The sequence below is a fragment of the Pseudoduganella danionis genome (assembly GCF_009720775.1).
In the GTDB taxonomy this organism is placed as follows: Bacteria; Pseudomonadota; Gammaproteobacteria; order Burkholderiales; family Burkholderiaceae_D; genus Rugamonas; species Rugamonas danionis.
On record NZ_WNKW01000001.1, the window covers coordinates 1,542,943 to 1,566,216 of the forward strand.

At 64.2% G+C, this 23,274-nt stretch carries 18 protein-coding genes; 9 read left to right on the forward strand and 9 right to left on the reverse strand.

Annotated features, from left to right (window positions below):
• The first annotated feature begins 123 nt into the window (after nucleotides 1-123).
• On the forward strand, nucleotides 124-4,641 hold the full coding sequence (locus tag GM655_RS06705) for a PAS domain S-box protein (RefSeq protein ID WP_155433764.1): 4,518 nt from the start codon (nucleotides 124-126) through the stop codon (nucleotides 4,639-4,641).
• Between the two features lie 14 nt (nucleotides 4,642-4,655).
• Nucleotides 4,656-5,807 (forward strand): response regulator, encoded by a 1,152-nt coding sequence (locus GM655_RS06710; RefSeq protein WP_155433765.1) that lies wholly within the window; start codon nucleotides 4,656-4,658, stop codon nucleotides 5,805-5,807.
• Here the strand turns inward: GM655_RS06710 and GM655_RS06715 are convergent.
• Nucleotides 5,804-8,299, reverse strand: a complete 2,496-nt coding sequence (locus GM655_RS06715) for a cation-translocating P-type ATPase (protein ID WP_155433766.1) — start codon at nucleotides 8,297-8,299, stop codon at nucleotides 5,804-5,806. The two genes, GM655_RS06710 and GM655_RS06715, sit on opposite strands and share 4 nt — an antisense overlap.
• Nucleotides 8,300-8,502: 203 nt before the next feature.
• Between GM655_RS06715 and GM655_RS06720 the strand changes: the two genes are divergently transcribed.
• The 3 genes from GM655_RS06720 (at nucleotide 8,503) to GM655_RS06730 (ending at nucleotide 11,382) form a co-directional block, all read left to right on the forward strand.
• Nucleotides 8,503-9,159 (forward strand): cytochrome b/b6 domain-containing protein, encoded by a 657-nt coding sequence (locus GM655_RS06720; protein ID WP_155433767.1) that lies wholly within the window; start codon nucleotides 8,503-8,505, stop codon nucleotides 9,157-9,159.
• 198 nt (nucleotides 9,160-9,357) lie between these two features.
• A complete protein-coding gene (locus GM655_RS06725; RefSeq protein ID WP_155433768.1) occupies nucleotides 9,358-10,986 on the forward strand; it encodes a methyl-accepting chemotaxis protein in 1,629 nt (542 codons plus the stop codon).
• 204 nt (nucleotides 10,987-11,190) lie between these two features.
• A complete protein-coding gene (locus tag GM655_RS06730) occupies nucleotides 11,191-11,382 on the forward strand; it encodes a hypothetical protein (protein ID WP_229632399.1) in 192 nt (63 codons plus the stop codon).
• Nucleotides 11,383-11,428: 46 nt separating this feature from the next.
• Here the strand turns inward: GM655_RS06730 and GM655_RS06735 are convergent, their stop codons facing one another.
• The 4 genes from GM655_RS06735 to GM655_RS06750 form a co-directional block, all read right to left on the reverse strand.
• Entirely contained in the window at nucleotides 11,429-12,121 is a 693-nt protein-coding gene (locus GM655_RS06735) for a DUF2459 domain-containing protein (RefSeq protein ID WP_155433770.1), read from the reverse strand.
• 83 nt (nucleotides 12,122-12,204) lie between these two features.
• Nucleotides 12,205-12,741 carry a DUF3833 domain-containing protein gene (locus tag GM655_RS06740; RefSeq protein WP_155433771.1) on the reverse strand — a complete coding sequence of 179 codons (537 nt, stop codon included), beginning with the start codon at nucleotides 12,739-12,741 and terminating at the stop codon, nucleotides 12,205-12,207.
• Entirely contained in the window at nucleotides 12,738-14,015 is a 1,278-nt protein-coding gene (locus tag GM655_RS06745) for an MFS transporter (protein WP_155433772.1), read from the reverse strand. The genes GM655_RS06740 and GM655_RS06745 overlap by 4 nt, the downstream gene beginning before the upstream one ends.
• The gene (locus tag GM655_RS06750; protein WP_371866721.1) at nucleotides 14,012-14,599 is read right to left on the reverse strand and encodes a chalcone isomerase family protein; all 588 of its coding nucleotides are present in this window, start codon (nucleotides 14,597-14,599) and stop codon (nucleotides 14,012-14,014) included. Before GM655_RS06750 ends, GM655_RS06745 begins: the two co-directional genes overlap by 4 nt.
• A gap of 189 nt (nucleotides 14,600-14,788) precedes the next feature.
• Here GM655_RS06750 and GM655_RS06755 point away from each other — a divergent pair, with 189 nt between their 5' ends.
• The gene (locus GM655_RS06755) at nucleotides 14,789-15,664 is read left to right on the forward strand and encodes an HD domain-containing phosphohydrolase (RefSeq protein ID WP_155433773.1); all 876 of its coding nucleotides are present in this window, start codon (nucleotides 14,789-14,791) and stop codon (nucleotides 15,662-15,664) included.
• A 10-nt stretch (nucleotides 15,665-15,674) separates the two neighbouring features.
• Here the strand turns inward: GM655_RS06755 and GM655_RS06760 are convergent, their stop codons facing one another.
• Nucleotides 15,675-17,099, reverse strand: coding sequence for an aminotransferase-like domain-containing protein (locus GM655_RS06760; protein ID WP_155433774.1), 1,425 nt, complete (start codon nucleotides 17,097-17,099; stop codon nucleotides 15,675-15,677).
• 103 nt (nucleotides 17,100-17,202) lie between these two features.
• On the opposite strand from GM655_RS06760, the gene ccoG reads away from it, so the two are divergent.
• Nucleotides 17,203-18,657, forward strand: coding sequence for a cytochrome c oxidase accessory protein CcoG (gene ccoG, locus GM655_RS06765; RefSeq protein WP_155433775.1), 1,455 nt, complete (start codon nucleotides 17,203-17,205; stop codon nucleotides 18,655-18,657).
• Here the strand turns inward: ccoG and GM655_RS06770 are convergent.
• Entirely contained in the window at nucleotides 18,641-19,054 is a 414-nt protein-coding gene (locus GM655_RS06770; RefSeq protein WP_155433776.1) for a MerR family transcriptional regulator, read from the reverse strand. The two genes, ccoG and GM655_RS06770, sit on opposite strands and share 17 nt — an antisense overlap.
• A gap of 131 nt (nucleotides 19,055-19,185) precedes the next feature.
• Between GM655_RS06770 and GM655_RS06775 the strand changes: the two genes are divergently transcribed.
• Nucleotides 19,186-20,418, forward strand: a complete 1,233-nt coding sequence (locus GM655_RS06775) for an NADH:flavin oxidoreductase/NADH oxidase family protein (protein ID WP_155434180.1) — start codon at nucleotides 19,186-19,188, stop codon at nucleotides 20,416-20,418.
• Here GM655_RS06775 and GM655_RS06780 read toward each other — a convergent pair.
• Nucleotides 20,409-21,329, reverse strand: a complete 921-nt coding sequence (locus tag GM655_RS06780; RefSeq protein ID WP_371866722.1) for a LysR family transcriptional regulator — start codon at nucleotides 21,327-21,329, stop codon at nucleotides 20,409-20,411. The genes GM655_RS06775 and GM655_RS06780 overlap by 10 nt on opposite strands.
• 90 nt (nucleotides 21,330-21,419) lie before the next feature.
• Between GM655_RS06780 and GM655_RS06785 the strand changes: the two genes are divergently transcribed.
• Nucleotides 21,420-22,172: a sulfite exporter TauE/SafE family protein gene (locus tag GM655_RS06785; protein WP_371866723.1), complete on the forward strand. Its 753-nt coding sequence runs from the start codon at nucleotides 21,420-21,422 to the stop codon at nucleotides 22,170-22,172.
• Nucleotides 22,173-22,193: 21 nt separating this feature from the next.
• Here GM655_RS06785 and GM655_RS06790 read toward each other — a convergent pair whose 3' ends face one another.
• Nucleotides 22,194-23,213 (reverse strand): sensor domain-containing diguanylate cyclase, encoded by a 1,020-nt coding sequence (locus GM655_RS06790; RefSeq protein ID WP_155433777.1) that lies wholly within the window; start codon nucleotides 23,211-23,213, stop codon nucleotides 22,194-22,196.
• Nucleotides 23,214-23,274 lie beyond the last annotated feature (61 nt).

Genomic DNA, 23,274 nt, shown 5'->3' on the forward strand with positions numbered 1-23,274 from the left:
GCGGCATGGGCGGCCTGCTGCCGGTGGCAAGGCCGCTAGCAGGGCGGAGCGAGGGCGAGTTTCCTTGCACAGCCCATGTTTTTTTATTCATAATGGTTGCTACCTTCCTATGCAGGAGTAGCAATGCCGGTATTTTCGGGAAATCCGTTCTCTTTTGCCTCTGCCGCCGATCTGGCTATGCCGCAGATCAGCTCCAGCTACGATTACACCGGCATCATCGTTTCCGTTTCGATTGCCATCTTTGCTTCCTTCTGCGCGTTCGAAATGGCGCGCCGGCGCGAACAAGGGCGCTACTGGGTTACGCTGGGCGCCCTGATGCTGGGACTGGGCATCTGGGCCATGCACTTCATCGGCATGTCGTCGTTCCGGCTCAATTGCGGCGTGGCTTACGAGCCTTGGCTGACGCTGGTGTCGGCATTGCCCGGCGTGGCCGCCGCCTCGATTGCGCTGCGGGCGATTGCTTCACGCCGCATCGGCTACGTCAGGCTGCTGCTGGCGGGCGTGGTGATGGGCTGTGGCGTGGGGCTGATGCACTACATGGGCATGGCCGCCTTCCAGTTCCAGGGCCGGCTGCTGTATGAGCCTGGCGAATTCGTGTTCTCTCTGCTGGCCGCGGTGCTGAGTGCGACGCTGGCCCTGCTGTTAAACCGCCGTATTGCGCACGGCCGATTGCGGCGCATACCGTATCTGGCGTCGCTGGCTGCTGCCGTGGTGATGGGGCTGGCCATCTCCAGCATGCACTACATCGCCATGGGGGCGGCCCGTTTCCTGCCGCTGGACGGGGTGCAGATCACCTCGTCCATCAACCAGACCACGCTGGGACTGCTGGCCAGCTTCGCTACACTGATGCTGCTGAGCTTCGGCCTGCTGTTCGTCTTCCTGTATTCCAAAACGCTCAGTGCGCGCAAGCGCTATGAATCCATCCTCAGCACCACCCAGCAGGGCTTTGTGCTGATCGACGATACGGGGCACATCGTGCAGACCAATGTGGCCATGGTCGGCCTGCTAAAACAGTCGTCAGATCAAATTATCGGCAAGCGGCTCGGCGATGTGCTCGATCAGTCTGTGCAGGATGCCCACGGTGCCTACCAGCTGCAAGCCAATCTGCGCTGTGCTGACGGCAGCCTGCTGCCCTGCATGGCCTATGTGAATACTTTTGTCGATAGCTCGGACGGGCGCCAGGTCAGCTTTGCCCTGTTCAGCGACATCAGCAAGCGGGTGGCGGCGGAAGCGCTTGCCCATGCACGCGAACAGCAGTTCCGTGCGCTGCTCAATTCCACCCCGGACCCGATGGTGATCAGTGCTGCCGATGGCTGCATCGTGATGGTCAACCTGCAGGCCGTAGCCTTCTTCGGCTATGCCCACGAGGCTTTCATCGGCCAGCCGGTCGAGATGCTGATTCCGGCGGCGGGCCACCAGCAGTTCCGCCAGGACTATCTGCAGGGGGGGCAGACGCGCCGCATCGGCAGCGAGAGCATGCTGTATGCCCGCACCAGCGACGGGCGCGAAATTCCCGTCGAAGTAAGCCTGAGCCCTATTGAAACGGACCAGGGCTTGCTGATCGCCAGTTCGCTGCACGATGTAACGGAGCGTCTGCGCATCGAGTCGGCGCTGCTGGCGGCCAACCGGGAGCAGGAAGCGATACTGGGCACGGCATCGGTCGGCATCGCGCTGGTGCAGCAGCGCGTGATCCGCCAGTGCAACCACGGGCTGGACGAGCTGCTAGGCTACCCCGTGGGCGAGCTGAAAGGCCAGCCTACGCGCTGCTGGTTCCACCGGCAGGAAGACTACGATATGGTGGGCAGTACCGGCTATGCCCAGATCCTCAGCGGCCAGACGTATATGCTGGACCTGCAGTTGCAGCGCAAGGACGGCAGCCTGTTCTGGGCACGCACCTCCACCCGTGCGATCGACCAGCAGCAGCCGGAAAAAGGCGTGGTGGTGATCGCCTGGGATATCACGGCCGAGCGCCGCGCGCAGGAACAGATTCAGCTCGCCAATGACGAACAGCGCGCCATACTCGATACGGCCACTTCCGGCATCGCCCTGATCCGCGAGCGCACGCTACACCGCGGCAACCGCCGCCTGCATGAGATGTTCGGCTGGCCGCTGTGGGAGATGCTGGGCCAGCAGACTGCCATCTGGTATGCCGATGAAGAGGCCAACCGCATCGGCGGCCTGCCGTACGAAACCATCTGGACCGGCCAGTCGCACACGCGCGAACAGCAGCTCAAGCGCAAGGATGGCAGCCTGTTCTGGGCCCGCCTGCAGGGCAATGCAGTCGATCCGCATGATCATTCCAAGGGTACGGTATGGATCATCGATGACATCACGGCCGACCGCGAACTGAATGATGCGCTACGTTCGGCCAAGGAAAAAGCCGAAAGTGCCACCCGCGCCAAGTCGGACTTCCTGTCGAATATGAGCCACGAAATCCGCACGCCGATGAATGCGATCATCGGTATGTCGCGGCTGGCGCTGCAAACGGAGCTCGATAGACGGCAGCGCAACTATATCGAGAAAGTGGTGCAGGCCGGAACCAATCTGCTAGGCATCATCAACGATATTCTGGACTTCTCCAAGATCGAAGCAGGCAAGCTGGCGATGGAACGCATAGACTTCCGGCTGGAAGATGTGATCGACAATCTGGGTAATCTGCTGTCGATGAAGACCGACGAGAAAGGGCTGGAACTGATTTTCGACGCTTCCGCCAATGTGCCGACGGCACTGGTGGGCGACCCCTTGCGGCTGGGCCAGGTGCTGATCAATCTGGGCAATAACGCCGTCAAGTTCACCGACAAGGGCGAGATCGTGCTGGGCGTGAGCTGTCTGCGCCAGAGCGCGGACGAGGTCGAGCTGCATTTCTGGGTGCGCGATACGGGCATAGGCATGACAGCCGAACAGACCGGGCGTCTGTTCCAGTCCTTCACCCAGGCTGATTCTTCCACCACGCGCAAATACGGCGGCACGGGACTGGGGCTGGCGATCTCGAAGACGCTGGTGGAGATGATGCACGGCCGCATCTGGCTCGAGAGCGAGCCGGGGCAGGGCTCCGTGTTCCATTTCACGGCCCGCTTCGGCCTGCAGGCCAGCGCGCAGACCAACCGCATGTTCACGGCCGAGGAGCTGCGCGGCATCCGCGTGCTGGTGGTGGACGATAATGCGGCTGCGCGTGAAATCCTGCACGACATGGCACTCTCCTTCGGCCTGCATGTGGCCACCGCCAGCGGCGGACGGCAGGCGCTGGAAATGGTGGCGGCGGCGCAGGCCGAAGGAGCTCAGTTCGACCTGCTGTTATCGGACTGGCGCATGCCGGAAATGGATGGCGTGCAGCTGGTGGGGGAACTGCAGCGCAGCACCCGCCTGCAGGCGCCGGCTGTGATCATGGTGACGGCCTACGGGCGCGAGGAAGCGCTGGCGGCAGCGCGCGAACAGCAGGTGCAGCTGAGCACCGTGCTGACCAAGCCGGCCACACCGTCTTCGCTGCTGGAAGCCATAGGCGAAGCGCTCAAGCGCTTCTCGCTGCGCCGCCGGCCCGTGGCCGAGCTGGGGCAGAGTGTGCAGCAGGCCATGGCCCAGTTGTATGGTGCGCGCGTGCTGCTGGTAGAAGACAACGATCTGAATCAGGAACTGGCGCTGGAACTGCTCAGCGATGCCCGCCTGCAGGTGGTGGTAGCCAACAACGGGCGCGAGGCGCTCGACATACTGGCTGGCGACAGCGCGTTCGACGGCATCCTGATGGATTGCCAGATGCCGGTAATGGATGGCTATGAAGCCACCCGCATCATCTGTCAGACTCCGGCCCTGCAGCAGATCCCCGTGATCGCCATGACGGCCAATGCCATGGCAGGTGATCGCGCACTGGTACTGGCGGCCGGCATGCGCGACCACATCGCCAAGCCGCTCGATGTGGATGTGATGTTCGAAACCATGGCGCGCTGGATCAAGCCTAGCGGTGCGGCGGGCAGCCATGTGGCGCCGCTGCGCCGGGCCTATCCGAATACCGTCAGCAGCGTGCCGGCCAGCCTGCCCGGCATCGATGTGGCAGCAGGACTGGCCACCACCATGCAGAGCGAAAAGCTGTACCGCAAGCTGCTCAGCAAATTCGAAAAGAACCAGAGCCAGTTCGAGCTGCATTTCAGCACCGCGCAGCACAGCAGCGACAGCCATGCTGCCGAGCGTTGCGCCCACACTTTGCGCGGCAATGCCGGCAATATCGGCGCGCGTACATTGCAGCAGCAGGCAGCGCTACTGGAGCAGCTGTGTCATGGCGGGGCGGACCCAGCGGCGATCGATGCGGCGCTGCAGGCTGTGCTGGCCGAACTGGCACGGGTGCTGGATAGCTTGCGCAGCATGGATGCGGGCGCCAGCATGGGAGAAATGCCGGCACCGGCCCGGCGGGTAGTCGATGCCAGCGAGTTGCTGGCTGCAAGCGAGAAGCTGCTGCCCATGCTAGAGGATGGCGACCCCGAGGCGGGTCTGTGGTGGGAACAACAGCACGAACTGTTCAAAGCCGGTTATCCTGAATACTGGCAGCGCATCGAAACGCTGCTGGGGGATTTCGATTTCGAAGGAGCGCAACAGAGTCTGTGTGCGGCCATGGAGGCACGCCGGACAGAATATGGTGGCGCGCCTCAATGACTGGAGTAGCAAGTATGGAAAACAGTGCGGATATGCCTGTCAAACCCACTATCCTGATCGTCGACGACACGCCGGAAAACCTGTCGCTGATGAGTGAGTTGTTACGGCAGGAGTACAAACTCAAGATCGCCAACAGCGGCGCACGTGCCATCAAGCTGGCCACTACGGGCGAACTGCCCGATCTGATCCTGCTCGACATCATGATGCCGGAAATGGATGGCTACGAAGTCTGTCAGATACTCAAGGCCCATCCGGCCACGCGCGACATACCGGTGATCTTCCTGACTGCCAAGGCCGATATCGAGGACGAGGAAAAAGGTTTGCAGATCGGCGCTGTCGACTACATCACCAAGCCGGTCAGCCCGCCTATCCTGATGGCGCGGCTGAAAATCCATCTGGCGCTGAAAGCCCATGCCGACTTCCTGCGCGATAAGAGCGCATTTCTGGAACAGGAAGTGGCCAAGCGCACGCGCGAGGTGACGGCGATCCAGGATGTGACGATCTTGGCCATGGCATCGCTGGCGGAAACGCGCGATGCCGATACGGGCAACCACATCCGCCGCACCCAGTACTATGTGCAGGCGCTGGCGCAGCAGTTGCGCAAGCACCCGCGCTTTGCCGCCTTGCTCACCGACGAGTACATCCGCATGCTGTTCAAATCGGCGCCGCTGCACGACATCGGCAAGGTGGGCATCCCGGACCGCATACTGCTTAAACCGGGCAAGTTCGATGCGGCCGAATTCGAGATCATGAAGACCCACACCACGTTGGGGCGCGACGCCATCGACCACGCGGAAAAGCAGCTCGGCATGCAAGTCAATTTCCTTTCGATGGCCAAGGATATCGCCTACAGCCATCAGGAAAAGTGGGATGGCTCGGGCTATCCGCAACAACTGGCCGGCGATGCCATACCCGTCGCAGCAAGGCTGATGGCGGTAGCCGATGTGTACGATGCGCTGATCTGCCGGCGCGTCTACAAGCAGGGCATGCCGCACGAGCAGGCGGTGGCGCTGATCGTGGAAGGTCGCGGCAGCCATTTCGATCCCGATGTGGTGGATGCTTTCGTGGCCTTGCAGGACGAGTTCCGCAGCATCGCTGCGCGCTTTGCCGATAGCGATGAAGATATCGAACAGAAGCGCGAGCAGATCTCCCGTATCGTCAGCTAGCGGCGCTTGAGCAGTTCGAACCAGCCCACGCACAGCAGAGCAAGCAGCGCACTGGCCAGCAGCAGCGCTGGCTGGGGCAAGGCAAACGCGAACAGGCTGCGCACGGCCGGTACGCTGATGACCACGGCCAGCAGCAATATGGTGGCCGCACTGATCCAGTAGAACGGCCGGTTGGCCTGATGGCTGCGCCGCCACACGGGCTGGTGCCAGCTCAGATTGCTGGCTATCAGTCCCAGATTGGCCAGCACCAGTGTCACGAAGGTGGTGCTGCGTGCACTTGCTTCTGCCACGCCGGCATAGCGCAGCAGGGCATGGCACAGCAGCAGTACCAGCAGCAGCGCGCCGCCCTGCAGCAGGCCGCGGCGCAGCAGGCTGCGGTCGAACAGGTGCTGCTGCGGATTGCGCGGCGGGTTCTGCATGGCGCCCGCTTCGATGGCTTCCGCTTCGAATACCAGTGCGCAGGCCGGATCTATGACCAGCTGCAGGAACAGTATGTGCACGGGCATCAGCAGCAGCGGCCAGCCGAACAGTACAGGCAGAAAGGACAGCCCGACGATGGGCACGTGCACGGCGACGATGAACACGATGGCCTTGCGCAGATTGGCGAACAGGCGCCGGCCGTGCTGCACGGCTTGCAGCAGCGAGGAAAAATCATCTTTGAGCAGCACCAGTGCAGCCGCCTCGCGCGCGACGTCGGTACCGCGTGCACCCATGGCCACGCCGATGTGGGCCGCTTTCAGGGCGGGCGCATCGTTGACGCCATCGCCCGTCATGGCGACGATTTCACCGCGCTGGCGGAACGCCTGTACCAGCCGCAGTTTCTGCTCGGGTGCGATGCGGCAGAACACACGGCAGTCCTGCAGGCGCAAGGACAGGGCCTGATCATCGAGGCCGGCCAGTTCGCTGCCGCTCAGTACTGCACCATGGATGCCGGCCTGAGTGGCGATGGCCGTGGCCGTGGCCGGGTGGTCGCCCGTGATCATCACCACCTGCATGCCGGCCGCGTGGCAATGCGCCACAGCGGGCGGCACTTCGGGGCGGATAGGATCCTGCAGCGCGACCAGACCGAGGAAAGCGAATTCGAACACATGCTGGTTGTCGGGCAGCGGCGGTGCGGCAAATGTGGCACTGGCCACGGCAATCACACGCAGTCCGCGCTCGGCCATGATGCCCACTTGCGCACTAATGGCCGCGCTGCGCGCCGCATCCAGATGACATAGATCGATGATCGCTTCCGGTGCGCCCTTGGCGGCCACCAGATAGGCACTGTGGTCGGGCGATAGCCACACGCGCGACATGGCCAGCAACTGGCGCGAGAGCGGGTAGTCGTCGATCAGCTGCCAGTCGCGGTGCAGGTGTTCGGTATTGGCCAGCCAGCGCGTGCCGGCTGCCGTGATGGCCTGTTCCATCGGATCAAACGCTTGCCGGTGGCTGGCCAGCACCGCGTATTCGAGCAAGCCGTGCAAGGCCTCCGGCAGTTCGCTGGCGGGCTGGCGGCCATCGAATTCGGTCTGCTCGGTCCACAGGCCCAGCACCTCCATGCGGTTGGCCGTCAGCGTGCCGGTCTTGTCGACGCAGAGTACCGTGGTGGCGCCCAGCAGTTCGATGGCGGGTATGCTGCGCGCCAGTATCTGGGCACGCCCGAGCCGCCATGCACCCAGCCCCAGAAACAGGGTCAGGATCACGGGCAGTTCTTCCGGCAGGATGGCCATGGCCAGAGTCAGGCCGGCCAGCACGCCTTGCAGCCATGCGCCATTCAGATAGCCGTACACCAGGGCCAGCGTCACGGCCAGCAGGGCGCCGCCGCTGGCGACGGTTTTGACCACGCCGCGCGTTTCGAGCTGGATAGGCGTGAGTTCGCCACCGAGCGTGGCCAGCGAGGCGCCTATGCGGCCCAGCGCACTGGCGGGGCCGGTGGCCACGACCAGCCCACTGGCCGTGCCTTGCGTGATCAGCGTGCCCGAATACAGGCGTGACTGTTCTGGCGTGGGGCCTGCCTGCTTGCTGACGGGGACGGATTCGCCGGTCAGCATGGATTCGTCGACCATCAGATTCGAGCTGGCCAGCAAGTCGATATCGGCCGGCACGCGGTCGCCTTCGGCCAGCAAGACGACGTCGCCGGGCACCAGTTCGCGTCCGGCGATGCGGCTCTGCTGGCCATCGCGCAGTACCAGTGCGCGCGGCGAGGACAGGTCGCGCAGTGCATGCAGCGAGCGCTCCGTGCGGCGCTGCTGGAAGAACGTCATGGCCACCACGATGGCGACGAAGCCCAGCAGCATCAGCGCTTCGTCGGGATCACCGAGCAGCAGGTAGATGGCGCCGCAGGCGACCAGCAGCAGGAACATCGGTTCGGCCACCACATCACGCAGCAGTCGCGCATTGCTGCGCGGGCGCGATACGGGCAGTTCATTGGGCCCCAGCGTTTGCAGCCGCTGACGGGCTGCGGCGCTGCTGAGGCCAGCGGCGGTGGTAGGCGGTACTGGTGGTTCCATACGGTTGGCAGTCGCTTCGGGCGGGCAGATGGTGAAGTCCGGCACGAGTGTATTACATCTGCGGGCCGTTGTTTTGCCTGCGCCGTGCTGCTATCAAAAAAAAAGCGGCCGTCACCACGCAGGCGGCGTTTGCTCAGAATTCCTTAATAACTGCGAGCGACTATCAGCATTAACGGGACTTACGGACTTTGAGGGAGTAGACCATGCAAGCATTCGATCGAGATACGACAGCAGCTACGGGCACGCAAGACGCAGCGCCGCTGGTGCGCGTCTGGGACTTGCCGCTGAGGCTGTTTCACTGGCTGCTGGCGCTGTGCTTTGCTGGCGCCTATCTGACGGCCGAACTGGAAGACTGGCGCGTACTGCACGTCACGCTAGGCTATACGGTGGCAGGGCTGGTGCTATTTCGTCTGCTGTGGGGCATCTGCGGCACGCAGCATGCGCGTTTTGCCAGTTTCGTGCGCGGCCCGCAGGCGGTCATGGCCTATCTGCGCTCGCTGCTGACTGGCCGGCCCGCACATTACACGGGCCATAATCCGGCCGGTGCCGTCGCCATCGTGCTGATGCTGGCGCTGGCCTTGCTGCTGACGGCGGCGGGCTGGCTGCTGTACACGGAGCGGGTGGGCGAGTGGATGGAGGAAGTGCACGAGAGCCTGGCCAATATGCTGCTGCTGGTGGTGGTCGTGCATATCGGAGCGGTACTGTTGTCGGGCCGCCTGCACGGGGAAAATCTGGTGCGCGCGATGTTGACGGGAATGAAAGCGGGGCGGCAGGGCGAGCCTGGCCAGCCGCCGCGTACGCTGATAGCGCTGCTGCTGTTGCTGGCTGTGCTGGCCTTCTGGTGGCTGCAACTGGCTTAGCTCGATGGTCGCCCATGGTCGATTTGGCAAGACGGAAAACTAGAGGATTAACTTCATAAATGAAAGTTTCAATAACGAAAGTTAATCTGGGCGATATTTCTGTTGCGCCGCGCTCAGTATAATTGCCCTTTGGAAATTTGATCCATCGCAGGCAATTCTAGGCGCGCGCTAGATGGATGTGCCAGTAAAGGAGTTAGCATGCGCCAGAATCTGCCCGTTACGGGCACAGAATACGTATTACCCCCGCAGCGTCCGCTGGTCTCGAAGACCGATCTGAGCGGCCGCATCACCTACGCCAACCCCGCTTTTATCGAAGCCAGCGGTTACAGCCAGGAAGAATTACTGGGCGCGCCCCATAATCTGGTGCGCCATCCCGATATGCCGCCCGCCGCGTTTGCGGACCTGTGGCAGACCATACAGGGCGGCATGCCGTGGACCGGGCTGGTGAAAAACCGCCGCAAGAATGGCGACTTCTACTGGGTGGTAGCGAATGTCACGCCAACCATGGAAGGCGGCCGCGTCAACGGGTATCTTTCAGTGCGCACAGTGCCGGAACGCCAGCAGATCGCCCGTGCCGAGCAGCTATACCGCCGCCTTGGCAAGGAAGGTGCCGCCGCCGGCGTGCTGCAGCATGGCCGCCACGTGGCGCCCGGACTGGCAGGCTGGATCACCCGCATGCGGCGCGTGCCGGCGCGCCTGTGGTGCCGTGCCGTGCTGGCCGGACAGGCACTGTTGCTGGCCACGCTGGGCGTGGCAGGCTGGAGCATGAACAGCGATGGCACGGATACGGCCTATGCGCTGGCCGGCGCCGGCGGCGTTGCGCTGACGCTGGTGCTGGCGCTACTGCTGGAACGCAGCATCCTAGCGCCGTTGCGCGGCGCGCTGTACAGCGCACGCGCACTGGCGGCCGGCGATCTGAGTGTGTCCATCGAAGTGGGCGGCGACGAGGAAGTGGCCCAGTTGCTGCGCGCGCTGCGCCAGATGAGCGTGAATCTGGTGGCCATCATCGGCGATGTGCGCACCAGCGTGGAATCCATCAATACGGCGACACGCGAAATCGCGGCCGGCAATCAGGATCTGTCGTTGCGTACGGAAGCGCAGGCCGCCAGTCTGGAACGCACGGCGGCCAGCATCGAACAATTGGCGGCCATGGTGCGCCAGACGGCCGCCAATGCGCAGCAGACCAGCTCGCTGGTGGCCAATGCTTGCAATGTGGCCAGCGAAGGTGGTGCCGTGGTCACGCAGGTTGGTGCCACGCTGGGCGATATCAGCCAGTCGGCGCAGAAAATTTTCGACATCATCGGCCTGATCGACGGCATCGCTTTCCAGACCAATATTCTGGCGCTGAATGCGGCAGTCGAAGCGGCCCGTGCGGGTGAACAGGGCCGCAGTTTTGCCGTGGTGGCGACGGAAGTGCGACATCTGGCCCAGCGTGCCACGGCGGCGGCCGGCGAAATCAAGCAGCTGATCAGCGCTTCGGTGGAGAAGATCGCCCAGGGTGATCAATTGGGACGCAAGGCTGGCCAGACCATGACGGGGGTGGTGGCTTCTGTGCAGAGCGTGGCGGAAATCGTCAGCGATATCGCGCGCGACAATCTGCAGCAAAGCAGCGGGGTAGATGAAATCAACCGCACCGTACTCGAAATCGACGCTGGTACCCAGCAGAATGCGGCCATGGTAGAGCAGGCGGCCGCCGCGGCTGCCCAGCTGGACGAGCAGGCTGCCCATCTGGCACAGGCCGTGGGGCTGTTCAAGTTTGCGCCGCGCCGGCGCCGTCTCGAGGCGGCACGTCCGCTGGCGCTGCTGGAACGGCGCACGGCCAGCTAATCTGCGGCATGGCCTGCACTGTGGCGGGTGGACCGGGCCGCAGGCGGCATGTTTACGACGTTGCAGCGCAGGCGGCGAGCGCATACAATTGCGCCCGTCGGGATTTTATAACCATTCGAAATAAGGAAAATGATGAGTCTGCCACAATACATTACGATCAATGGTACGTCGTATGCTTCCGAAAAACTGAACGACGTAGCAAAAATGCAAGCTATGAATGTTCAGGTGGTTGAAGCCGAACTCGCTCGTCTGCAACAGCAGACCGCGATCGCCCAGACGGCGCGCAATACTTATGTGGCGGCACTGATCGAAGCAGTCAAAGGCAAGGACGACGCTGCAGTAGCCGAAAAGCCGAAGAAGCCGCGCGCACCGCGCAAGCCGAAAGCTGCTGCCTGATCAGGCGCGCTACAGCAAAACAAGGCAGGGGACACCCTGCCTTTTTTTATGGGGCGGCGCCAGCCTGCGCTGCGCGCTCGTCGCGCAGCTGCTGCTGGAGTGCCGCGATTTGCTGCGCCTGTTCGAATACGCTGCTGGCCGTCAGGTTAAGGCCGCTGATGGGCAGCTCGGCCGCCCGCAAGGCGCCCACTATCCATGAATTGCAGTTGTTGAACAGGCTGTAGTGGCCATTGCCCTGGTAGAAGCGGTCTGGATGGTCGGGCTGGGCGCCCAGATAGATGGGCTGGCCCTGGCCATCGAGCGCGATACTGCGGTCTATATAGGCGACCAGCTGATCCATGCCGCGGCTGGTGATGGCCAGTGGCAGGCTGTCCTGCGCGGCCACCCCTGCAGGTGGATTGCTGTCGCGCCGCCCTGCCTGCAAGGCCGGGTAGTCGGAAGCGACCAAGGCCTTGACGGCTTTCGACCATGGCGCGTCATCGCGCACGAAATACTCGCCATCGCCCCAGCCCACCAGTATGTAGCGGGCCGGACGCAGGTCGCTACGCAGGCGCGCACTGCGGCTCTGGATGTCGTTGCCGTCAAATAGCAGGGCGGTATGCCAGCCGTAGCGCATCAGATGGATGGTGTGGCGGGCTTCGGCGGCGGGAACGCTGGAACGGCTGGGCGCCATGGCGCAGCCAGTGAGGATGAGCAGGCAGCCGAGTAACAGCAGCCGCGCGTAGGCAGACAATCGCATAGTCGGAGAACAGCGGTAGAAGGGCGCATTCTACAACAGCCGGGCCCGCCTGCAGCGATTCCGGCCTGTCGCAGCGCCTGCGCCTAGGCCGGGCAATTCGCCTTGCGGAACATCAGCGTGACCTGACCCAGCTCTATGCCGAACTTGGCCATGCTAGCGCGGTTGATCATGGTGCAATCATCGATCAGGAACATCCAGTCATCGAAGCGCATGGCATAGGTGCTGCCATCGATGGGCAGCAGCAGGGTGTATTGCCAGTGCAGCGCATTGCCGGCCACCTCGCCCTGCGCCTCGCCCTCGACATCGTCGGCGCGGCCTAGCCAGCGGCCATCGGCGCCGCGCGTCAAATGCCAGACGCGGCGCTGGGTGGTGCCATCATCGTAGCGGAAACGTTCGTCCAGCGTGAGCTGCTGGGCATCGCCGGTGCCGGTAATTTCGACCTTGAAGCGCTTGACGACTGTGCCGCCGCGGCGCTGGAACATGCCCCAGGCATGCGTGGTGCCGAGGAAATAGCTCGGTAGATCGAGCTTGGGCTCGAGCGCTTGATATTGCTGGACATTCGGGCTGGCGCAAGCGGTCAGCAGGGCAAGGGCGGCAATCATCAGGGCAGATGGTTTCATGCGGGGCTCCGGAGTGGGGGCGTCAGAACGGGACTGGCACGCTGCAATGTAAGCAGGGCCAGTAGTTTGAGCAGACAGGGCAGGGCGGCATACACCAGCGGCAAGGCTATATGCGCCGTCTGGCCCGGCTGGTAGCCGAGCAGGGCCAGCAGCGGCAAGGCCAGTCCCGACAGCGCCAGTGCCAGTTTGCCCAGCAGCGTGAGCACGCCGTAATAGGCAGCGGGCGCGTGTGCGGGCGGAATGGACTGGGCCAGCAGCACGTTGGGCATGGCCAGATCGGCGCCCAGCGCGGCACCGGCGCCCAGACAGATCAAGCCATACAGCCAGACATCGCCGGCCCCCAGTAGCGCCGCGCCGGCAAAGCTGGCGATGGCCAGCAGCATGCCGCCGCGCCAGCAGGCCAGCGCACCGTAACGCTGGGCCAGACGGGTCCAGACAGGCAGGCCGGCCGCAGCAGCGATGAAATAGCTGCCGAGGAACAGGCCGGCCAGCGGCGCGGCCTGCAACTGGTCGCTGATGTAGAACAGGGCCAGCGTGGCGGGCAGCGCCACGGCGCAGGAATTCAGCAGATAGGGCAGCAGCAGGTGGCGGAAAGCGTGGTTGGCACGCATCTGCTGCAGCACGCTGCGCCAGTGCGGCGCTGGCGCGATGGTCGGCGGCCAAGCTGGCGCCAGCTTGAGCAGGGCTAACAAGGTTAAGCCCAGCAGCACGGCGAAAGCCAGGCTGTAGCTGCCCATCTGGCCGGCGATTTGCGCGCGCGGCTGGCTGAGGATGGTGGCAGGGATAGTGCTGCCGATAATCAGCCCGAGCAGCCCCCAGCCTTCGCGCCAGGCAGTGGCGGACAGCAGCGGCGCGCTGCCATGGCTGGCCTGCGCGGACAGGCGCGAACCCCAGGCTAGATAGGCGATGTTGAGCAGGCTGTGGGCGCTGTAGGTCACGACCAGCATCAGGCTTAACCACAGTAGCGGCGCCAGCAGCGCGACAGGCGCTTGCCACAGTCCGGCGAAACCAGCCGCCAGCAGCACGGCACCCGCCGTCAGCGCGCGTTGCACCTGCTGCAGGCGGTCGATCAGATGGCCGAGCAGCGGGTCTTGCAGCGTGTCGAGCAGGCGCGCAGCAAACATCACCCAGCCCAGCATGGCCAGCCCCGTGTCGTATTGCAGGTGGTAGTAAGAAGCCACTTGCACATACACAGGCAGGGCGGCCATGGCCAGAGGCAGACCGAGCAGACCGTAGGCCGCCAGCTGCCACCAGCGCGGCGTGGCGCTGCTCATGGTGCGCTGCCCAGCAGTTGCTGGCGCAAACCCTGATCGTGGCTGCGTTCGTCGAGCCAGATCGCGAAGAAAGCCTGCGCCAGCGCGGCATCATCGATCTCGGCCAGTAGCTGGCGCTGGTCGTACAGGCGCATGCCCTGGCCCGGGCGATAGACGCCTATCAGTTCGTCGCCGGCCGCGACATCGGTAAAAGCCTGGAGCAGCGTGTTACGCCAGCGGTTCAGGGTGGCGCCATCAGGCAGCTTGCGGCTCAGGCGGCGGATTTCATCGAGGCTGGTATCGACCAGCCGTTCGCGGCTGATGTTGCGGTGGTATTGCAGTTGCAGGGCGAACGGGCGCTGAGGCTGGAAGGGCTGCTGCTCGGCCCACAGGGTGGCGTGGTAGATGCGGAAACCGAACCAGCGCAGTTCGCCGCCACCGAGGCGGATGGCGGCAGGCAGCTCGTCGCGCCAGTGGCCGGCAGCGGGGGCGGCGTGAAGTGGCGCACTAATCAGGCTGGCGCACAGCATCAGCAAGGCGTACAGCACGGCGTAGCGGCCGGACTGGCGGTGCGGGCGGATGGCAGGCTGGCGTGTGGCTATCACAATGGTCGTCGTCGGTCAGGTTTAGAGGCGGCTAAGTACTTGATTGGCAAGTTTAATACTGATTGATAAAAAAATCTACTAATCAGTAACTTTACTTTCAGCACAAAATAGCCATGAGCGCACTGTAAGGTCTGGCATAGCCGGTGCGACTGATACGGATCAGCCCAAAAACCTAAGGAAAACCCTGCTATGAAGTGGTCCCGATTTTTGCCTGCCGCATGGCGCCCCGCGCCGCAACCCCGTCAACAGTTGCTGGCCAGCCTGCTGCATCTGGCCTGGGTAGTCGAAGCGCGCGATCCCTACACGGGCGGCCATCTGTGGCGCGTGGCCCAGTTCTCCCGTCTGCTGGCGCAGGCGGCCGGTCTGTCCGAGGCTGAAGTGGCGCGCGCGGCGCTGGGCGGTTTTCTGCACGATCTGGGCAAGATCGCCATCCCTGACGCCATACTGGGCAAGAAGGAAAGGCTGAATGACGAAGAATATGCCGTGATCCGCACCCATCCGGAAAGCGGCCTGCGCCTGCTGGGTACCCACCCGCTGGCGCTGCTGGCGCGCGACGCCGTGTTGCTGCACCACGAAACGCCCGATGGCAATGGCTATCCTTACGGGTTGCGTAGCGATGCCATACCGCTGGTGGCCCGTATCGTCGGCATTTGCGACGCTTTCGATGCCATGACCAGTACACGGCCCTACCGCAGCGGCATGCCGATCGCGAAAGCGCTGTCCATCATCCGGCTGGAACTGGGGCGCCAGTTTGATGCCGAGCTGGGCGAACTATTCCTCACGCTCGGCGACGGCGAGGCGCTGGCCCACATCGTGGGCCACACGGATGAAGGCATACCGCTGGAGCGCTGTCTGTCCTGCGGCCCGACGGTGGTGCGCCCGCGCGAGGCGCAGACGGGCGATGCGCTGTATTGCCCGGCCTGCCACAGCGAATACACGCTGGGCCCTGCTGGCAGCGGCATCCTGCCTAGCGGACGGCAGGATAGTGCGCGCGCATTGTCAATCGCGCCCGATGCGGCGCTGATCGAACGGCTGGTGGAGCAGCACCGCGCTGCGCTGGACTGAATGGGCGCGGCTAGATCACCACGCTGCTGCTCTGGCCGGGGCGGCGTGCCAGCAGCTCGGACAGCTTGCGCAGCGCAGCGCGCAGGCGCGCTTCGTCGGCGATGGAGCCGAGCGCAATGCGGATGGCTTCCGGCGGCTGCGGTCCCGTGCTGAACGCGCTGGCGGGGCTGACCGCCAGACCTTCCGCCTGCGCCACCTGCGCCAGCGTGCTGGCGCTCCAGTAGGTGGGCAGTTCCAGCCAGATATGGATGGCGCAGTCGGCCGGCGTCAGGTTGGCGCTGTCATGGCTGCTGCGGCCCGCCAGCAACTGGCTGGCCAGACGCTGGCGCTGGCGTGCTTCCTGCCGCACGCCGTGCAGTAGCTGTTGTGCCGTGCCGTCATGGATCCACTGGGTGGTCAGTGCACTGGTCAGCGGCGTCGCCATCAGCACCAGTGCGCGCAGCGCTGTCATGAAGCGCTCGCGCAAGGCGGCCGAGTGCAGCAGCACGAAGGCCGTGCGCAGGCCCGGTGCCAGACATTTCGACAGCGTGGCGATGTGCGCCACCTGTGCCGGTGCGCTGGCGGCCAGCGGCGGCGGCGCCGTGTCGGCCAGCAGCGAATACGGATCGTCTTCGATAATCATCACGCCATGGCGGGCGCATACGCGCAGCAGTTCCAGCCGGCGTGCAGCCGGCATGGTGTGGCCAGTGGGGTTCTGCAGCGTGGGATTCAGATACAGCAGGCTGGCACCATGCTGGCGGCAGGCTTGTTCGAGCGCGTCGGGGCACATGCCGTCGGCATCGCTGGCCACTGCCTGCACGCGGCGGCCCAGCGCCTGCGCCGCATTCAGCAGGCCCGGATAGGTCAGCGCTTCGGCCAGTATGGTGCCGCCCGCAGGGCTCAGCGCCATGATCAGCGCGGCCAGCGCCGACTGGGCACCGGCGCAGACGCTGATGCAGTCAGGCTCGATCGGGCCGAACAGCGGTGCCAGCCAGAGTGCACCGGCAGCCCGGTCGGCCGCGCTGCCGCCGCCCAGATGGTAGTTCATGAGCATGCTGCTATCGGTACGCAGCAGCACTTGCGCCAGCCCCTGCCGCAGCAGGTCGTCGAAATCGATGCCGGCCGGTGGCGGCGGGATGATCATGCTCAGGTCCAGCAACTGCCCGAGTTCCACTTTGGGCGCCGCCACATAGGTGCCGCGTGCGCCGCGCCCTTCCAGCAGGTGGCGCTGGCGTGCCACATCGTAAGCACGGGTGACGGTGGTCAGATCCACTTGCAGCAGGCTGGCGAGCCGGCGCTGGGCCGGCAGGCGGTCGCCCGGGCGCAGCATGCCGCTGGCCAGCGCCTGTTCGATGAACTGGGCAATCTGCAGGTAGCGTGGTCCCGCGTGTTGGGCGAACTGGCCCACCCAGGCGACGGCATGTTCTTCATCTTGTATGGATTTGGCTTGCGACATTTTCTTTAATGTATGGATTTTGTCATGTCATAACATGGCTGCATACCGATACTTTATCCATACAAAAGCACGCTGTCTATTCTTACTCCCTGCGAGAACTACCATGAGCCAGACTTCCCCCGATGTTGCCGTTATCCGCATGTATGCGCCGCGTGAACAGATTTATGCGCGTGAAGCGCGCGGCCGTTTTGCCAGCTGGCGCTGGCTGTGCGTCTGGCTCACGCAGGCCGTGTTCTATGGCCTGCCGTGGCTGCACTGGAATGGCCGTCAGGCCGTGCTGTTCGATCTGGGCGCGCGCAAATTCTATCTATGGGGGCTGGTGCTGTGGCCGCAGGACCTGATCTATCTGGCGGCGCTGCTGATCGTCTGCGCCTTGTCGCTGTTCCTGTTCACGGCCGTGGCAGGACGGGTGTGGTGCGGGTTCGCCTGTCCGCAGACGGTGTACACGGAAATCTTCATGTGGATAGAGCGTCAATTCGAAGGCGAACGCAGCGCCCGCATCCGGCTGGATCGCCAGCCCTGGGGCTATGCCAAGCTGGCACGCAAGGGCGGCAAGCATCTGGTCTGGCTGCTGTTCGCGCTGTGGACGGGCTTTACGTTTGTGGCCTACTTCACGCCGCTGCCGACGCTGGCCGCGAGCAGCCTGTCGTTCGCGCTGGGGCCGTGGGAGAGCTTCTGGGTGCTGTTCTACAGCCTTGCCACCTATGGCAATGCGGGCTGGATGCGCGAGCAGGTGTGCCGCTATATGTGCCCGTATGCGCGCTTCCAGAGTTCCATGTTCGATCAGGACACGCTGATCGTCAGCTACGATGCACGGCGCGGCGAACCGCGTGCGCCGCTGGGCAAACAGGTGCAGGCTGGCAAAGTGACGGCGCACAGGGAGACGGCCGCAGCGGCGCCAACTGCTGCGCAGGCGGGTGGCGGCTGCATCGACTGTTCGCTGTGCGTACAGGTGTGCCCGACCGGCATCGATATCCGCAACGGCCTGCAGTACGACTGCATCAGCTGCGCGGCCTGCGTGGATGCCTGCGATAGTGTGATGGACAAGATAGGCGCGCCGCGTGGGCTGGTCGCCTTTACCACCAGCCGCGCCGTCCAGCAGCAGCTGGCACCGCAGTCGCTGGCTAGCCGTCTGCTGCGGCCCCGCGTGCTGGTGTATGTAGCGCTGCTGGCGCTGATTACGGCGGCACTGGGCTGGACCATGCTGCACCGTAGCCCGCTCAAGCTGGACGTGATCCGCGACCGTGGCGTGATGGCACGCGAAGTGGAGCAGGGCCAGATCGAGAACAGCTTCCGCCTGCAGTTGATGCATGTGGAAGAACAGACCCGGCGCTACCGCATTTCCGTACACGGACTGGAAGGATTGACACTGGCCTCGCCAGCCGAAGTGCGGCTGGAACCGGCCAGCACGCGCTTCGTCCCCGTTACCGTGCGGCTGGCCGCAGGGCAGGGCCAGCCGGGTGCCAACCGCATCAGCTTCCGTCTGGTCGCCATCGATGCTGACGGTGCACCCGTGCAGGTGGAAGAAAAAGCCATGTTCTTCATTCCCCGTTCGTGATGCCCATGCTGGCCAGTACGCGCGCGGCATTGTCCTGACAGTCGATATCGTCGGGGCGGGCATTAATCAGGGTGATCAGCTGCTGGAGATGCTGGCGGTTGTGTTCGAGCCGCTGCTGCAGTGCTGTGATCTCGGCCACTTTCTGCTGCAACGCTGCCATCAGCTCCGCGTGCTGCCAGTGGCGCAGATCCTGCGGCAGTAGCTGGCGGATCTCATCGAGCGTGAAGCCGGCACGCTGGGCGCCGCTGAGGATGGTTAGCAGCGTGGCCGCTTCGGGCGGATAGTCGCGGTAGCCATTGGCCAGCCGCTGCACGCCCTTGAGCAGCCCCTGTGCTTCGTAAAAACGGATGGCCGATGCGGCCACGCCCGTGCGTCTTGCCAGTTCGCCGATTTTCATTGCCTGCTCCCTCTCTGCCTGTCGCTGCACTATAACCTTAAACTTAACTTGAAGCTCAAGCCTGAAAAAGAGCTTGACCTTCAAGTGCGCTTTAAACTTATCGTGGCGGAACTGTAACCACAGGAGTGATGATGCAAGTGTTTAGCCAACTGCAGCTGCCGAACGGCAGCGTGCTGCCCAACCGTCTGGCCAAAGCGGCCATGGAAGAGAATATGGCGGATGCCGATCAGGCGCCGTCCGATGCGCTGATCCGGCTGTACCAGCGCTGGGCCGAAGGCGGCGTGGGGCTGATGATCACCGGGAATGTGATGATAGACCGGCGCGCCATGACGGGGCCGGGCGGGGTGGTGCTGGAACATGCGGCCCATGCGCAGCGCTTCCGCCGCTGGGCCAGTGTGGCGCGCGCTCATGGCGGCCAGATCTGGATGCAGCTCAACCATCCGGGCCGGCAGATGCCGGCCGCGCTGGGCCAGCTCACGCTGGCACCGTCGGCGCTGGCGATGGATCTGGGCAAGTTCAGCGGCGAGTTCGCCACGCCGCGCGCGATGACGGCGGCCGATATCGCCGACGTCAGGCAGCGTTTTGTGCAGAGCGCCTTGCTGGCGCAGCAGTTCGGCTTTAATGGCGTGCAGATTCACGCTGCGCATGGCTATCTGCTGAGCCAGTTCCTGTCGCCGCTGGCCAATCAGCGCAGCGACGAGTGGGGCGGCAGCATAGCCGGACGGGCGCGCCTGCTGATCGAGGTGGTGACAGCCGTACGGGCTGCCGTTGCGCCAGATTTCGGCGTCGCGGTAAAACTCAATTCGGCCGATTTCCAGCGCGGCGGCTTCAGTGCCGATGATGCGCGCGCCGTGGTGGAGATGCTCAATCCGCTCGGGATCGATTTGCTGGAACTATCGGGTGGCAGTTATGAAGCACCGGCCATGATGGGCTTGTCACGCGACGAGCGCACGCTGGCGCGCGAAGCGTATTTCCTCGAATTCGCCAAGGCGCTTACTCAGGTGGCGCGCATGCCGCTGATGGTCACGGGCGGCATCCGCCGTCTGCCCGTGGTGCAGCAGGTGTTAGATAGCGGTGTGGCACTGGCCGGCATGGCCACGGCACTGGCGGTTACGCCGGACCTGCCCAAACGCTGGCAGAACGATCCGGCCGTGCATCCCCAGCTGCGCGCCGTGACGTGGCAGGACAAGACGATGGCGTCGGCCGCCCACATGGCCATGGTCAAGCACCAGCTGCGCCGGCTCAGTCGCGGCAAGGCCAGCGCGCCGCAGGTGTCGCCCGTGTATGCGCTGCTTACGCAGCAGCTCGCAGGCAAGCTGCAGAACCGGCGCTACCGCCAGCGCATGCAGCAGCTTCAGGACTGAGCGCTGCCATAGCTGTGGTGGCGGCCGAACCAGTCGGCGAGGAATTCCACGCACAGGCGCACGCGTGCCGACACGGACAGACGGGACGGGTAGACGGCCCAGATATCGGCCGGCTGATAGTAAGTGGGCAGCACGGCCACTAGCTGGCCGCTGGCCAGCTCCTCGACGATGTCCCAGCCCGAGCGCAAGATGATGCCGTGGCCGTCAATGGCCCACTGGCGCACGATTTCGCCATTATTGGCCGACAGCTGGCCATGCACTTTGACGGCCTGGATGCCGTGCGGGCCATGCAGTTCCCAGCGGCCGAAATCCTGATCGCGTTCGCGGATGGGAATGCAGCGGTGCTGTTTGAGCTGCTCCAGCGTGGCCGGTGTGCCGTATCTGGCCAGATAGGACGGCGCGGCGCACAGCACGCGGCGGTTGCTGGCGATGCGGCGCTTGATCACATTCGCTTCGTGCACATGGCCGATGCGGATATCGAGCTGAAAACCTTCTTCCACCAGATCGACCGCGCGGTCGAACAGTTCCAACTGGATTTCGAGACGGGGAAAACGGCTGGCCATGGCCGACAGCGCGGGCGCCAGCTGGCTGCGGCCGAAACCCGTGCTGCTGCACAGGCGCAGCACACCGTCGGGCTCGGCCTTTTCACGCGAAATGGCTTGCCCCATCAGGTCCACATCCTCGCAGATGCGCTGGGCCCACTGGTGCACGATTTCGCCCTGGGCGGTGAGGGTGATCTGGCGCGTGCTGCGGTGGAATAGCTGTTCCTGCACGGCGGCTTCGAGCAGGGCGATGCGCTTGCTGACCACGGCTTTGGAGATGCCGAGCTGGCGCGCTGTCTCGGCAAAGCTGCGGTGGCGCGCCACCACGCAGAACAGGCGCAAGTCATCGAGTTGCGGTTTGATGTACACGATTCGTGTCCGTAAGATTCACATTTACAGGGATTGTAATGAATTTCGTGTACGCTATGCTAGTCGCTTCTCTCATCAGGGGTAGTGATCGTGGGTTTGTCAGTTGCAATTGCCGTGGGCGCCATGCTGGGTTTCCTGGGCGGCATGTTCGGCATAGGGGGCGGCATCATCGCCATTCCGTTTCTGGCCCTGGCGCTGGGCATGGAGCAGGCGCTGGCGCAAGGCACTTCGCTGGCCATGATGGTGCCGATACTGCTGCTGGGCTGGTGGCGCTATAGCCGCCACCACCCGCTGGACTGGCGTGTCAGCCTGCCGGTCGGGCTGCTGGCCGTGCTGGCCACCGTGCTGGTGGCGCGGCTGGCCACGGGCCTGCATCCGGCTGCCTTGCGCACGGTGTTTGCGGCTTTCCTGTTGCTGCTGGCCCTGCGCACGCTGCTGCAGCAGCGCGCGGCTGCAGCCCCGACGGCGCACCCGCCCCGCTGCAGTCTGCGCTGGATGCCGCTGGTCGGGTTGCTGGGCGGTGCCTGCATGGGCCTGCTCGGAGTGGGCGGCGGGCTGGTGGCCACGCCTGTGTTCACCGGCATCTTCGGCCAGCGCCAGACGGTGGCCCAAAGCCTGTCGCTGGCGCTGGTCACGCCCTGTTCGATGGTGGCGCTGCTGACCTACGGCAGCGCCGGCCATGTGCAATGGAGCGTGGGCCTGCCCATGGCGGCTGGCGGTCTGCTGACCGTGTCGGCCGGGGTGGCGCTGACGCACCGGCTGCCGGAGCGCCGCGTCAAGCAGGCGTTTGCGTGGATGATGTTGCTGACGGCCTTGTGGCTGCTGCTCAAGGCCGTGCTGTAAGCCAGCGTGCTGCAGGGCGGCCTAGTCCTGCGCCACCTTGCTGCGGCTTTTCTTGCGGTGGTACATGGCCTGATCGGCCAGTTCCGTCAGCGTCTCGATGTGGTGGCCGTCGTCCGGATAAATGGCGCTGCCGATGCTGACCGAAAGGGGCAGCACATTGCCTTCGAAATGGTAGCTGCGGCAGGCCTGCTGCACCAGATGCTCGACCTTGGCTTCGATCTGCTGCTGGTCGCCGATATCGGTCAGCAGCACCATGAATTCGTCGCCACCTATGCGCGCCACCAGATCGGCCTGACGCACTTCCTGACGTAGACGCTGGCCGATTTCGCGGATGGCGGCATCGCCGGCGCGGTGGCCATAAGTATCGTTGATGAACTTTAGGCCATCCATGTCTACCCCCAGTATGCCGACCTTGTGGCGCTGCCGTTCGGCCAGCGCCAGCGTGCTACGCAGGCGGTCGAAGTAGTGCGCGCGGTTGGGCAGGTTGGTCATGGCATCGTGGGTGGCCTGATGGTAGAGCTGGTCGATATCGTATTTGCTGGCGTGGTACATGGCGGCCGCGATCACGCCCGACATCAGTTGCAAAATGGCGATGGCGCGGGCATCGAATCGGCCCGGCTCGGTGGCGATCACTTTCAGCACGCCCACTGCCTGGCTGCCATGGCTCAGCGGCACCACCACCATGGAGCGCAGTCCCACGGCCTGACAGGCGCGCTTGTCCACCCGGGCATCCGTCAGGGCATCGTGGCAGACCAGGGCCTGGCTGGATGCCACGCACAAGCCGGACAGGCTGCCTTCCAGCGGTATGCGCATGCCCAGCTGGCTGGCCGCCGTGCCGCTGGCCGCGCGGTACACCATGAAGCTGCCTTCGGCGATTTCCACCACCGCGCCGCAGCCCCGGGCCAGCTGCTGGCTGTGCTGGCATACCAGATTGATAACCTGACCGAGATCGAGGCCGCAACGGGCGATTTCGGTCTGAACCTGGATGATTTCCAGCAAAACGGCCGGATCCAGTTGCAGGGGCGGGAAAGTGTGATCCATGTCAGGTTTCTGCAGCGTTAGGCCGGCAGATAATCAATAGGTAAGCGGAAAATTCTTTGAT